Below are 12,881 nucleotides of genomic sequence, written 5' to 3' on the forward strand. Positions count from 1 at the left end.
CATGCAGACCGTCCTCGTCCTCAACGGACCCAACCTCAACCTCCTCGGCGTGCGCGAACCCGAGATCTACGGCCACACCACACTGGCCGACATCGAGGACATGTGCACCGCAAGCGCTGCCGAGGCTGGACTGAGCGTCCGTTGTCTCCAGAGCAACCACGAGGGCGACCTCATCGATGCCGTGCACGAGGCCCGAGAGACCACCGTGGGTGCCATCATCAACGCCGGCGCCTATACGCACACGTCTCTGGCACTCCACGATGCGCTCAAATCCTATGACCATCCGATCATCGAAGTGCACTTGAGCAACCCGCATGCCCGCGAATCATTCCGTCACCACTCCTACCTCTCACCCGTTGCCGCAGCGGTGATCGCCGGTGCCGGAGCCAAGGGGTATGTGCACGCGATGGAGATCCTGGCCGACAAGCTCGGCACCACGACCCACTGAACCGCGGCGACCACGTCAGACACGAACACCGCACGCACCACACGAAAGTGAGACTATGACCCGGTCACTGCTCCTGGGACTCATCGGCGAGGGCATCTCCGCCTCCCGCACCCCGCGCATGCACGAGAATGAAGGCGCTGCGCACGATCTGACAACGATCTACCGCACGATCGACATCGCCGATGAGCGACTGGCCTCTGTGCCGCTGGCTGAGCTGCTGACATCGGCCGTGAACCTCGGCTTCGACGGGCTCAACATCACCCATCCCTTCAAACAGCAGGTCATCGACCACCTCGACGAGGTTGCCCCCGGCGCTCGCCGGATCGGCTCGGTCAATACGGTCGTCATCGACGAGGCTGGACGGACGACGGGTCACAATACCGACGTCACCGGGTTCGCACGAGGATTCGAAGCCGGACTCGACGGTGCCACACGGAATCGCGTCGTGCAGATCGGTGCAGGCGGAGCAGGGCGCGCGGTCGCGTTCGCGTTGTCAGAGCTGGGGGTCAAGGACCTCGTCATCGCCGACATCAGTGCACAGCGAGCACAGGATCTGGCCGCCGAGATCGGGGACCACGTCCGCGCGATCTCAACACAAGAGCTGGAGCCGGCCATCACCTCGGCGGACGGAATCGTCAACGCCACCCCGGTCGGCATGGCGGCCTTTCCTGGGACGCCCTTCGACACCGGGCTGCTGGATCCGCAGACGTGGGTCGCCGACGTCGTGTACTTCCCACTCGAGACCCAACTGCTCCGGGAGGCCAAGGACAAGGGCTGCAGGACCCTCGACGGTTCGGGTATGGCCGTCAACCAGGCGATCGACGCCTTCGAACTCTTCAGCGGATGCAAGGCCGATCCGACGCGAACGCGCGAGACCTTCCTGTCCTTCGGCGCCTGAACTCAACTCCCACCGAGTTCGACCTCCACTGAGCCCGACCAACACTGGGCCCGCGATCACCGACGGGTGAAGTGGCGGCTCACTGTGCGTTCTTCTGCTTGCGATATTCCCGGATATAGGTGATGACGAAGATGCCGACGATGATCGCCAATGTCAGCCACAGCGCGTACTTGTCGACGACCTTGAGCACATCGACGGCAGCCTCACCCAGCTGATAGCCCAAGGTCGTCCAGATGATGGTGAAGAGCAGGCAACCCAGGAGGTCAGCGATGAGGAACAGTGACAGTCGCATCCGCGTCCAACCGGCGACGAGGTAGACGAGGGTTCCCGGTACTCCTGGGCACCGCGAGACGATGGTCATGAGGAACAGGGCCCAGTTGGGGATCCGCTTGAGGGATTCGATTCGTTTGAGCTGTCGTTCGTTCTGGGCGAAGAGCCGCAGGATTCCGTCGCCCCAGCGTCGGCCGGCCAGCCAGAACGCCCAGTCGAGTTTCGCCATTCCGATGAATCCCGCAACAACGACGAGCCACAGCGGAATCTCGCCGATGCGGGCGTAGGCTCCGGCCGCGACGATCGCGGTCTTCGCGCCGTTGATGAATTCCTGCAGGACCGGTGCGTTGACCAGCATCCAAGGGCGCAGCGGCATGAGTCCCAGATAGACGAGCGGGACGCCGATGATGAGGAAGAGCAGCACTTTGTCCAGGCGCGAGGCCTTGCCCTGCCATGGTTTGAGCGCGGCCCAGGGGCTCTCGTCGGAGGAGTCGCTGCTCTCGGATTCCTCGAACCGGGCCTCGTCATCGGGCAGACGGTTCTCACTCATCAATGGCTCCTGCATGGGGCTGTGCGGTCGGCGCTCACGGTATCACAGCGACTCAGGTGATCCCTGGCAGTGCGCGGCTGATCTGTCTAAGAAGACTCTCATCGCTGATCGCTCGACAAACCCTCTGGCCTTGGGCAGTGTTGAGAGCGTGGAAGGAAGATCGAAGATTCTGGGCTCGGTAGTGGCCGCTCTGGTGATCGTGCTCGCAGTTCTCACGGTCATCATCGTCAGGAGCTCCGCTTCGCCGGAGCCGCCGGATCTCACCCCGGTCGAAGTCACCCCCGAGACTTCGGCTCCCTCGAACGCCGATGGATCTGCCGATAAACCCGATGGATCTGCCGATAAACCCACCGAGTCGACCGAGTCCTCCGAATCTTCCGGCGAGTCGACTGTGCCCGAGGAACTCGAACACTCCTATGAGCCGGTGCCCAACCCGCCGCGCGAAGTGCCCGCCGATTCCGACGACGGTGACGACGACGGTGACGATGGCGACGACGACGGCGACGACGATGGCGACGACGGTGACGATGGCGACGACGACTGAACGTCGCATCCGGATGACCGTTCAGAATCGACTGACGATCACGGTCGCCATTCTTTCCGTACTCGCTCTCACCGTCGTCGGACTCGTCCTCTACACCGTTGAAGCGAACAACGTCGAGGGTCGGAATACGGCCTCCATGGCGCAGGAGATCGCAGAGATGCGCTCCTTCGCCCAGAACGGTGTCGACCCCGAGACCGGGGAACGCTTCACCTCAGTCGACCAGATCCTCAGCCAGTTCCTCGCCCAGAATCGGCCAGACGAAGATGAGACCCTGTTCGCCTTCCTCACCGATGGTCGTGTCCTGTACCAAGGGGAGCCGAATTCCGCGGTCAACGGTTCCGCAGAGTTCGAGAAGGCCGTGGCCGAAGTGTCCGCTGACGGCGGCGAGATCAATCTGACGATCGACGGCGACGAATACGACGGCTACGTACTGCCGATCACCTCCGGACCCGGAGCGGGCACGCCCAGTGGAGGCACAGCCGGCGGATCCAAGTCAGGTGCGGACAACGGCCCGGGTTCGTTCGTCGTCGTGCACAACGTCACCGCCAGCCACGCCGATCTCTCGCAGGTCATGCAGATCTACATCGTCGTCGCACTGGCCGCTGCGCTGCTCATCTCGGGGATCTCTTCGGTGCTGGCCAGGCGGCTTCTGGCTCCGGTCACCGAGTTGCGACAGACCGCACAGTCGATCTCCGGCGGCGATCTCAGCAGCCGGCTCGCCACACGAGGCAATGACGACATCGCCGAGCTCGGACGCACATTCAACGATATGCTCGACCGCCTCGAAGCCTCTTTCGAGACGCAGAAGCGCTTCCTCGACGACGTCGGCCATGAGCTCCGCACACCCCTGACCATCCTCAGCGGCCATCTTGAGACCATGGACTCCAGCGACGTCGATGATGTCGATGAGACCCGGACGATGCTGCTCGATGAAACCGACAGGATGGCCCGCCTCGTCGAGGAGCTGCTCATTCTGGCGCGATCTCGTCGCCCCGACTTCGTTCGGCCGGGCCAGGTCGACGTACCTTCACTGCTCAATGAGACCCTGGCCAAGGCCAAAGGGCTGGGACAGCGTGATTGGAAGGTCGAGACTCCACCAGGCGTCGTCCTCACCGCTGATCGACAGCGGCTGACGCAGGCTCTGCTGCAGTTGGCCGCCAACGCTTTCGAACACACCGAGGTGGACCAGCCGATCACCTTCGGAGCCGGTGTCGTCGATGACAGCGTCCATCTCTGGGTTCGCGACGAAGGCAGCGGAGTTCCGGATGAGATCGCCGCCGAGATCTTCGAACGGTTCAGCCGGGGGTCGACCGAGGGGCACGGCTTCGGTCTCGGACTGTCCATCATCATGGCCATCGCCGAGGCGCACGGAGGGACCGTTGTCCTCGACCACGTGTCCAGAGGCGCCCAGTTCCGAATGATTCTGCCGAAAGGACCGCAGTGAACAGAATTCTCGTAGTCGAAGATGAGGAGCGGATCTCCGCCTTCATCGCCAAGGGACTCAAAGCCGCAGGCTTCAGCACGGAGATCGCCGCCGATGGGATCTCGGGTCGAGATCTGGCGCTGACAGGAGACTTCGACCTGCTCGTCCTCGACATCGGGCTGCCGGGCCTCGACGGATTCAGCGTTCTCAGCCAGCTGCGCACACAGCGCCCCGATCTTCCGGTCCTCGTGCTCACCGCACGTGACAACGCAGACGACACGATCTTCGCATTGGAGTCCGGCGCTGCCGACTACATGATCAAACCCTTCCGCTTCGGCGAGCTGCTGGCCCGCATCAGACTGCGGCTCAAGGAGACGATCATCGAAGCTCCGAAGACAGCGCTCGTTCGCGGAGATGTGCACATCGACCTCCTCAGACGGCAGGTGTGGGTGGCTGGGAAGATCGTCGATCTCTCCGCCCGTGAGCTGTCATTGGCAGAGATCCTGCTGCAAAACCGCGGCAATGTGCTCTCGCGGGAACAGCTGCTCTCACATGTGTGGGGCTTCGACTTCGATCCCGGTTCCAATGTCGTCGACGTCTACGTCGGCTATCTGCGCAAGAAGCTCGGAAGCGACTTCGTCACCACTGTGCGCGGATTCGGCTACCGCGTGGACTGAAAGCGAGCCTAAGAGTCTTCTCATCTGCGTCTTAATTCCACCTTAATCAGGCAGACCAGGATGAAGAGTATGAATTCCACTCTGAGAATCGCGTTGTTCTCCCACGACTCCCTGGGTCTGGGACACATCCGCCGGAACCGTGCCTTGGCCTTCGCCCTGGCCAAGGACCTTCCCACACTGACCGGACGCAGAGTGAGCGGGCTGCTCATCGCAGGCAACCCCGAGGCCACTCGCTTCGATCTCCCTGCCGGATGGGACTGGGTGATTCTGCCCGGTGTGACCCCATCGGCTGGAGGCTACGAGCCCCGGGCATTGGCCTCATCGATGGAAGGGCTCAGCGCCCTGCGGGCCGCCGCGATCACCGCGATCCTTGACCAGCAGGACCCTGACCTCTTCATCGTCGATCGCCACCCCTTCGGCATCGACGGCGAACTGAACGAAGCGCTCGACCACGTCAGGGCCCGCGGGTGCCGCACGGTCCTCGGCCTGCGCGAGGTCCTCGACACCCCCTCGGTGATCGAACGAGAATGGGATCGTGTCGGCGGAGCCGGCGTCGTCGCCGCTGCCTTCGACGAGGTCTGGATCTACGGTGACCCGGACGTCTACGACCCAAGGGCGACCGGGGAAGTGCCTGAGGAGCTTGCGCGCATCGCGGAATGCACCGGATACCTGGCGATGGAACGCCCCGTGGAGCACTCCGTGGAACGTGCCGCGACAACGCGTGGACGGTTCGTCCTCACCTGCCTGGGAGGAGGCTCCGACGGCGCCGACCTCGCGTCGATCGCGGTACGTGCGCGTCCACCGGCAGGCCACACCCACCTGGTCGTGACGGGTCCCCAGATGGACTTCGCCGAGTTCGAAGCTCTCAAACGATCCGCCTCGGAGTCGACCATCGTCATCCGACACAGCGACGACGTTCCCGGCCTCATCGACAGGGCATCCGCACTCGTCTGCATGGGTGGATACAACACCATCAGCGAGGTGGTCGCGACGACGACACCGGCCCTCGTCGTCCCCCGGAACGGGCATCGTGCTGAGCAGCCTCGGCGGGCATCTGCGCTTGCCGCGGTCGGCGCGATCGACACACTGTCCATTGATCGGATGAGCGCAACGGCTCTGAGCGAGTGGTTCAGCCGGCAGGTCGATCACTCCATCGACCGTTCGCGCATCGACTTGGCCGGGTTGGCCGCGGTCGCGCACCTCGCTGCCGAACTCATCGGCCCGCACGTCACTGCCATCGTCCCTGACCACAGTTCCTCGGCCCTCGGTGCCGTCGCTTCAATCGAGGAGGCCAGCTATGCAGGCTGAACACGCACTCACACACGCACCCACATCTGCACCCACGCCCACACACCTGAGCACCAAACGCGCCTACGTCCTGAAGATGTACCCGCGCTTCTCCGAGACCTTCATCGTCTCCGAGATCCTCGCCAGGGAAGCCGCGGGGGAGGAGCTCATCATCTTCTCCCTGCGGCCGAGCACCGATACCCGCTTCCACCCGGAGCTGGCCAGGGTCAAGGCCCCTGTCATCCACGTCGAACGGCCTTCGAGTGCCCGCAGCTTCTGGCAGACCTGGCAGGAGAGCATGCAGGATCCGAGGATCGCCGCTGGTCTCAAGGCCCACCTCGGCGACATCACCGAGCTGAGCCACGACGATGCCGTCCAGGCCGCTGCCGTGGCTCGCTTGGCACTCGAACACGAGGTCACCCACCTCCACGCCCACTTCGCGTCGGTGGCGACGACGGTGGCTCGAGCCGCCTCGGCGTTGACGGGGATCGCGTATTCGTTCACCACGCATGCGAAGGACATCTTCCATGAGAGCGTCGAACTCGACGATCTGAGCGCCAAGGTCGCCGACGCCGACCACGTCATCGCCATCAGCGACTACAACCACAGCTATCTGCGCCGCACCCTCGGCCCTGAGCTCAGCGAGCGGATTGTCGTCGTGCGCAACGGTCTCGAACTCGACCGTTTCCCCTATCGTCCCGACATCGATGAGCGACCAATCGGTTCGGCGCAGTCGATTCCCTCGCTTCTGGCCGTCGGTCGCCTCGTTGAGAAGAAGGGTTTCGCGCATCTGCTCACCGCGCTCGCCCGACTGCGCGACGCCGGCCTGCCCTGTCACCTCGATCTCGTCGGTACGGGTCCGCTTGAGGACGAGCTGCGCGAGCTCATCCTCACGCTCCACCTCACCGAACTCGTCGACATGCACGGAGCGCTGACCCAGTCCGAGGTCCGCGAGATGTTCGTCAGCCACGACCTCCTCGTCGCCCCGTTCGTCATCGGCGCCGACGGCAATGCCGATGGCCTGCCGACCGTCCTGCTCGAAGGCATGGCCACCGGAATCCCGTGCATCGCCGGCACAGTCACGGCCGTGCCCGAGGTCATCATCAACGATGAGACCGGGTGGCTGGTCGAGGGCGATGACCCCGACCAGATCGCATCCACCATCGCCGAGGCGGTCCATCGACTGCAGGAGAATCCTGCTTCCGTACGAGAGATCACCGATGCTGCTCGCCGCCTTGTGTGCCGAGAGCACGACTCGCGCTCCCAGGCCCGCGAACTTGCCGACCTGGTGACCGGCGCAGTCGCGACCGAGACTCCGGCGGCAGACGTGCTCGGTCAAGCCGAATCCAACACGGGTCACCCCGCGTCGAACACCGACCGAGCCGCATCGAACACCGACCGAGAACTGGAGCACGTGTCATGAGAATCGCCTACATTCTGCTCGACCCGGGCATCGGAGTATTCGGCACCAAGGGCGCAAGCGTCCACGTGCAGGAAGTCATCCGCGCCTTCAGACACCTCGGGCATGAGGTCAGCGTCTTCTGCACCCGCACCGATGACGACGTCCCGAGCGACCTCGCCGATCTCGACGTCACTCGCCTCAAGGTGCCCGGCGGTCTTGATCGAAGCCAACGGGAGATGGCGCTCATGCGTCTGTCCGACATGCTCGCCGATATGGTCATCGACACCGCGGGTGCCGGAGCTGACCAGGGCTTCGACCTCGTCTACGAACGGTATTCGCTGTTCTCCACCGCCGGGGCGCAGATCAGCAGCCGTCTCGGCGTGCCTCTGGTCCTCGAGGTCAACGCACCGCTGCTCGCCGAGCAGAAGCAGCATCGCGGACTCGTCCACGATGCGCATGCCGCTCGGACCACAGCCCACAGCTTCGTCGAAGCCGAGCGGATCGTCTGTGTCAGTTCCGCTGTTGCCGCTTGGGTGGAGCGGGACTATCCGGGACTGCGCGATGTCTCGGTGGTCCCCAACGGTGTGAACACGGAGCGGATCACACCGGCACAGTCTTCTGAAGGGATGGGCCGCCTCGGCGAGGAACCAAGCCTCGGCGAGGAACCAGGTCACGATCGACCTGTGCCAAGTCACGATCGACCTGTGCGAATCGGATTCGTGGGAACCCTCAAACCCTGGCACGGCACCGACCGGCTCATCGAGGCCTGTGCCGATCTGCGCGGGAACTTCCATCTCGATATCCTCGGGCACGGACCGGAGGCGGAGGCTCTGCAGAAGCAGGCGAAGGCTCTTCGCATCGGTGACCGCGTGACCTTCCACGGGGCGCTCGCCTCCGCAGAGATTCCTGCCCGACTGCGCACCTTCGATATTGCTGTGGCCCCGTACCCGGCAGGGGAGAACTACTTCTCGCCGCTGAAGATCTACGAGTACCTGGCAGCGGGACTGCCCATCGTCGCCTCGGCGATCGGTTCGATTCCCGAGGTCCTCGACGGGACCGGTGCGGCGACGCTTGTGCCTGCCGGCGACTCCAGTGCGCTGGCATGTGCCCTGCAGAACCTCATCGCCGACGCCGAGGCGAGGCAGCGGATGGGTGCTGCCGCCCGTGCCGAAGCACTGGCCCATCATTCGTGGACCAGTCGGTGCCAGGAGATACTGGCGCCGTTCGTGTTGGAGTTGGTATGAGTCAGACCTCGAAAGCGACGAAGTCCAAGACCAAGATCTCGCCCGGGGCGCTGAAGCGAACCCTGTGGATCCTCACCCCGCACCTGGGCCAGCATAAGTGGCTCATCGTCGGCGGGCTGGCCGCACTGTTCTGCGACGTCATCTTCCGCATCCTCGAACCATGGCCGCTCAAGATCGCCATCGATGCCGTGACCTCTGCCCTGGGCGCGGAGATCGGACCGACCATCGGCGTCGGATCGAACGTCGGGATGACCTTGGCCGCAGCCGCGATCGGTCTGGCGGTCATCGTGGCGGGCAGAGCCGTGGCGAACTATGCCTCGACCATCTGCTTCGCGCTCGTCGGCGCCCGAGTCGCGACCCAGCTGCGGTCACGGGTCTTCGAGCACGTGCAGGCTCTGTCGCTGAAGTACCATTCGCGAGCCTCGATCGGAGACACCTCCCAGCGCCTCGTCGGCGATATCGGACGCCTCCAGGAAGTGGCTGTGACGGCCGGTCTTCCGCTGGTGGGCAACGTCATCACCCTGGCTGTCCTCCTCGTCGTCATGGTCATCCTCGACCCGGTGCTCAGCGCCATCGTGCTCATCACCGCAGCGATCTACGGGGTGCTGTCGAAGATCGCGACCCCGAAGATCACGACAGCTTCCCGCTCGACTCGCAAGGGCGAAGGCAGGCTCGTGGGCTCTGCCGCCGAAGCGCTGGGCGCCATCCGCGTCGTCCAGGCCTATGGCCTCGAAGGCACAGTGGCTCGCGAATTCTCCAATGGAAACGAACGCGCGCTCAAAGCCGGTGTGCGTGCCCGCCGCCTGGCCGCGGGACTGGAACGATCAACCGACGTGCTCGTCGGCATCTCCCAGGCGCTGGTGCTCATCTTCGGCAGCTACCAGGTGCTGCGCGGGGCCATGTCCCCCGGGGACCTGGTGCTGTTCCTCATGTACCTCAAGATCGCCATGAAGCCGCTGCGCGATATGGCCAAATACACCGGCCGCATCGCCCGAGCCACCGCATCTGGGGAACGGATCGCCGATCTCCTCGACGAGCCGATCGAGATTGCTGATGTCCCCGGAGCCCTGACCATGGGGCCCGTGTCCGGTGATGTCGTCTTCGACCGCATCACCTCGGCGGACGGTCATGGGAATCCGCTGTTCAACGACTTCAATCTGCTGATCCCCGCGGGTCAGAAGGTCGGGATCCTCGGCGCCTCCGGAGCCGGGAAGTCCACGTTGATGAGTTACCTGCTGCGGCTCTCGCAGCCGGAAGCGGGGTCGATATTCATCGACGGCTACGACACGCACAACGTCACCAGGTCCTCCCTGCGCTCGAACGTGTCGGTGCTCCTGCAGGAATCGGTTCTGTTCGCCGCGACCGTGCGGGAGAACATCCGCTACGGCCGCCTGGACGCCACCGACGCCGAGGTGGAGGATGCGGCTCGCGCGGCCCGGGCCGAGGAGTTCATCGTGGGATTGCCCGAGGGGTATGACACCGTGCTGGGCAACCGGGGTGACACGCTCTCCGGTGGGCAGCGACAGCGTCTGGCCATCGCCAGGGCATTGGTTCGTGACGCACCCGTCGTGGTCTTCGACGAGGCGACTTCCGGTCTTGACCCGCAGACCCGAGGGCAGGTCGCGGGCTCGGTGTCGAAGCTGACCGAAGGACGGACGAGCATCGTCATCACCCACGACCTGGCGATGATCCGCGACCTCGACCGGGTGCTGTGGCTCGAGGACGGGCAGATCGTCGAAGACGGATCGCTGAGCGAACTGGCCGGTGATCCGGACACCAGAATCGCTCGCTGGATGCGCACGCAGGCCGAGGATTCTCAGATGGGGACCACTCTCAACGAGGTGGCGGGATGACGAATCTCCAGGGTATGGATGAGGCAACCGCAGAATTCGCGGGCCTGCCGTATGTCACCGAGCTCAGGTCAGCCGAAGCACTGTCTCAACGTGTGGGATCTGCCGTTGTCCCGACCCGGATTCGGGTCAAACCCGGCCGCAGCGCCATCGTCTCCTGGCAGCGTGAGGATGAGGGCCGCCTCGGCGGGTTCCAGGACTGGGGGTGGAGCGCGGTTGTGACCAGCGTGGACAAACTCGCCAACATCCGCAGGCGGGCCGACCGCGCAGGTGAGCCGGTGGTCGTGCACGAATGCAGCGAGCCGCGGTCCGCCGGTGCCACGGGCAGTGTGCTGCTCAGCGGATCGGTGCCGGCCGATTCGAAGCTGGGCAAGGAGATCGCCCGCGCGATGCGCACCTTGTCCGGCGCAGACACTCTTGAGGTGGTCGGCTACAACCCGGGCCGGCGCATCCTGTTCAAACACACCGGGCAGACCTCGGGCGAACCCGAGTTCATCCGCATCGCCACGCGGTCCCAGCAGCACCTGGTCGGGACCGCCGCGCAGTGGGCCAGGTGGGGTCTGCCGACTCTTCCCGTCGAGCCCATCGGCAGCAGGGGCACGGCTGTGGCCTCCCCATGGTGGGGGACCGGTGACCTCGATACCCACCCGGATCTGGCAGTGGCAGAGGAGGCCGGAGTGATCATCGCAGAGCTCCACCGCCACACCCCCGCCGAGGGTGTCCCCGGCTCCTCGACATCACCGATCGATCAAGCCGATGCGGCCGCAGACGTTTTGTCACGGCTGCTGCCCGAGGTCGGCGGCACGACGGACGACATCGTCCGGCGACTTCACCATCGGATCGGGAACGAGGGCGGAACGGGGGTCGGCGCTGAAGCCGGCCTGGGTGCTCGCGCGATTCACGGCGACCTCAGCCCCGACCAGGTGCTCGTCGGCCATTCGGAATGCCGCATCATCGACCTCGATCGGGCCGGCGTCGGGCACGTCGGAATGGATCTGGGCAGGTGGGTGGCCGCCTGCCGGCGACGCACCGATGTGGGGGCCGAATCCTTGGAGACCGGTTTCCTCAACGGCTACCGAGGAGCAGGTGCGGCCGAGGTCGACGTGGAGGCCTGGGCGGCTTGGGCCATGCTCGTCACGGCCCTCGAACCGTGGCGGGCGTGCCGATCGGACTGGCAGCAGGCCACAGTGCAGGCCATCGGCGCTGCGCAGCAGGCGCTGGCCGCAAGCGACGGCCGGGTCTCGTGATGGCATCACGCGTCATTCCCGACGTCGTCACGGTCGACGCAGAGACATGGGCAGTGCGCCGCGCCTGGCCGGCCAGCCGCAACCGGATCGCCATCGAGTCCCAGAACAACACGGCGATCAGAGCCGGATTCCTCAGTGCCGGGCAGGTGGACATGCTCGACGCGGGCAGAGATCCGAAGCTTCCGGGACTCGAGCGGCTCCTCGCCTCCACCGGTAACCAGCTGATATCGCACCGGCCCGGCAAGAGAGCCGTCATCCGACTGGCCGACGGAGGCTTCGCCAAATGTGTGCGCTCGTCCCGGGCGGCAGACATCATCGCCGGCCAGGACCGGGCCGAATCCTTCCGGAACGGCTTCGCACTGCCGAACGTCCTTGCAGCGGATGACTCAACAGTCGTGCTCAGCGCTCTGCCGGGCGTTGAACTCCACGATCCGCAGCGCCTTGGCGTTGATTGGTCCCGCGCCTGGACCGATGCCCTCGACGCGTGGGAGCTCGCCGCCGGAGAGACTGTGACCCCGGTGCCGGTTCATTCGGCAGCCTCGGAAGTGCAGGTGCTCGAAGAATGGCGAGATCGCGCCCACGAGCTCCTCGGACCACAGCTTGCTGAGGTGGACTCCTTGATCACGGACGTGTGCGCCGATCTCCTCAATGCCGGTGCCGCCTCGGCGGGCGAAGGGAACTGGGGGCCGATCCATCGGGACCTCCACGACAAGCAGATCATGTGGGACCCGGTAGCAGGGCCAGGACTGCTCGACGTCGACACCGCCTGCCTGGGCGAACGAGAACTCGACCTCGGAAATCTGCGTGCCCACGCACGGTGGCGCACGCAGCAGGGGATCTGGACGCCAGACGACGCCGAGGTGGTGATCCGGGAGATCTCCCGCGTCGCCTCGGCGAGCGGACTCGATCCACGGCGGGTGCGCACCTATGAGCGCTCAGCACTCGTGCGGCTGGCCTGCGTCTACGCGTTCCGGCCACGGTGGAGCTCGCTGACAGGCGTTCTGCTTGACGCCGCGCACGAGTAACTCATCAGCGCGCACG

At 65.0% G+C, this 12,881-nt stretch carries 12 protein-coding genes; 11 read left to right on the forward strand and 1 reads right to left on the reverse strand.

Translation table 11 applies throughout. The annotated features are described in order from the left end of the window. Window position 1 precedes the first annotated feature (1 nt). Both aroQ and JFC13_RS04980 read left to right on the forward strand, forming a co-directional pair. Window positions 2-448 (forward strand): type II 3-dehydroquinate dehydratase, encoded by a 447-nt coding sequence (aroQ, locus tag JFC13_RS04975; RefSeq protein WP_198396093.1) that lies wholly within the window; start codon window positions 2-4, stop codon window positions 446-448. A 55-nt stretch (window positions 449-503) separates the two neighbouring features. Next, window positions 504-1,346: a shikimate dehydrogenase gene (locus JFC13_RS04980; protein ID WP_198395988.1), complete on the forward strand. Its 843-nt coding sequence runs from the start codon at window positions 504-506 to the stop codon at window positions 1,344-1,346. Window positions 1,347-1,425: 79 nt separating this feature from the next. Here the strand turns inward: JFC13_RS04980 and JFC13_RS04985 are convergent, their stop codons facing one another. Continuing rightward, entirely contained in the window at window positions 1,426-2,166 is a 741-nt protein-coding gene (locus JFC13_RS04985) for a DedA family protein (RefSeq protein WP_198395989.1), read from the reverse strand. 148 nt (window positions 2,167-2,314) lie between these two features. Between JFC13_RS04985 and JFC13_RS04990 the strand changes: the two genes are divergently transcribed. From JFC13_RS04990 to JFC13_RS05030, 9 genes are all read left to right on the forward strand, one after another. After that, window positions 2,315-2,710, forward strand: coding sequence for a hypothetical protein (locus JFC13_RS04990; RefSeq protein WP_198395990.1), 396 nt, complete (start codon window positions 2,315-2,317; stop codon window positions 2,708-2,710). After that, window positions 2,652-4,154 (forward strand): sensor histidine kinase, encoded by a 1,503-nt coding sequence (locus JFC13_RS04995; protein WP_198395991.1) that lies wholly within the window; start codon window positions 2,652-2,654, stop codon window positions 4,152-4,154. Before JFC13_RS04990 ends, JFC13_RS04995 begins: the two co-directional genes overlap by 59 nt. Beyond that, on the forward strand, window positions 4,151-4,810 hold the full coding sequence (locus JFC13_RS05000) for a response regulator transcription factor (RefSeq protein WP_198395992.1): 660 nt from the start codon (window positions 4,151-4,153) through the stop codon (window positions 4,808-4,810). Before JFC13_RS04995 ends, JFC13_RS05000 begins: the two co-directional genes overlap by 4 nt. A gap of 69 nt (window positions 4,811-4,879) precedes the next feature. Further along, window positions 4,880-6,118 carry a glycosyltransferase family protein gene (locus JFC13_RS05005; protein WP_198395993.1) on the forward strand — a complete coding sequence of 413 codons (1,239 nt, stop codon included), beginning with the start codon at window positions 4,880-4,882 and terminating at the stop codon, window positions 6,116-6,118. Then, the gene (locus JFC13_RS05010) at window positions 6,108-7,520 is read left to right on the forward strand and encodes a glycosyltransferase family 4 protein (RefSeq protein WP_198395994.1); all 1,413 of its coding nucleotides are present in this window, start codon (window positions 6,108-6,110) and stop codon (window positions 7,518-7,520) included. The genes JFC13_RS05005 and JFC13_RS05010 overlap by 11 nt, the downstream gene beginning before the upstream one ends. After that, window positions 7,517-8,743 carry a glycosyltransferase family 4 protein gene (locus JFC13_RS05015; protein WP_198395995.1) on the forward strand — a complete coding sequence of 409 codons (1,227 nt, stop codon included), beginning with the start codon at window positions 7,517-7,519 and terminating at the stop codon, window positions 8,741-8,743. Before JFC13_RS05010 ends, JFC13_RS05015 begins: the two co-directional genes overlap by 4 nt. Then, a complete protein-coding gene (locus tag JFC13_RS05020) occupies window positions 8,740-10,596 on the forward strand; it encodes an ABC transporter ATP-binding protein (protein WP_198395996.1) in 1,857 nt (618 codons plus the stop codon). The genes JFC13_RS05015 and JFC13_RS05020 overlap by 4 nt, the downstream gene beginning before the upstream one ends. Next, window positions 10,593-11,840, forward strand: coding sequence for a phosphotransferase (locus tag JFC13_RS05025; protein ID WP_198395997.1), 1,248 nt, complete (start codon window positions 10,593-10,595; stop codon window positions 11,838-11,840). The genes JFC13_RS05020 and JFC13_RS05025 overlap by 4 nt, the downstream gene beginning before the upstream one ends. After that, window positions 11,840-12,865: an aminoglycoside phosphotransferase/kinase family protein gene (locus JFC13_RS05030; protein WP_198395998.1), complete on the forward strand. Its 1,026-nt coding sequence runs from the start codon at window positions 11,840-11,842 to the stop codon at window positions 12,863-12,865. The genes JFC13_RS05025 and JFC13_RS05030 overlap by 1 nt, the downstream gene beginning before the upstream one ends. Window positions 12,866-12,881: the final 16 nt, after the last annotated feature.

The organism is Brevibacterium antiquum (assembly GCF_016107655.1).
Classification (GTDB): Bacteria; Actinomycetota; Actinomycetes; order Actinomycetales; family Brevibacteriaceae; genus Brevibacterium; species Brevibacterium antiquum.

Excerpts from the sequence above, each read along its gene's own strand:
- aroQ (WP_198396093.1), top strand. The coding sequence starts at position 2 with ATGCAGACCGTCCTCGTCCTCAACGGACCCAACCTCAACCTCCTCGGC.
- JFC13_RS05015 (WP_198395995.1), top strand. The coding sequence starts at position 7,517 with ATGAGAATCGCCTACATTCTGCTCGACCCGGGCATCGGAGTATTCGGC.
- JFC13_RS05030 (WP_198395998.1), top strand. The coding sequence starts at position 11,840 with ATGGCATCACGCGTCATTCCCGACGTCGTCACGGTCGACGCAGAGACA.
- JFC13_RS05005 (WP_198395993.1), top strand. The coding sequence starts at position 4,880 with ATGAATTCCACTCTGAGAATCGCGTTGTTCTCCCACGACTCCCTGGGT.
- JFC13_RS04980 (WP_198395988.1), top strand. The coding sequence starts at position 504 with ATGACCCGGTCACTGCTCCTGGGACTCATCGGCGAGGGCATCTCCGCC.
- JFC13_RS05010 (WP_198395994.1), top strand. The coding sequence starts at position 6,108 with ATGCAGGCTGAACACGCACTCACACACGCACCCACATCTGCACCCACG.
- JFC13_RS05025 (WP_198395997.1), top strand. The coding sequence starts at position 10,593 with ATGACGAATCTCCAGGGTATGGATGAGGCAACCGCAGAATTCGCGGGC.
- JFC13_RS05020 (WP_198395996.1), top strand. The coding sequence starts at position 8,740 with ATGAGTCAGACCTCGAAAGCGACGAAGTCCAAGACCAAGATCTCGCCC.
- JFC13_RS04985 (WP_198395989.1), bottom strand. The coding sequence starts at position 2,166 with ATGAGTGAGAACCGTCTGCCCGATGACGAGGCCCGGTTCGAGGAATCC.
- JFC13_RS04995 (WP_198395991.1), top strand. The coding sequence starts at position 2,652 with ATGGCGACGACGACGGCGACGACGATGGCGACGACGGTGACGATGGCG.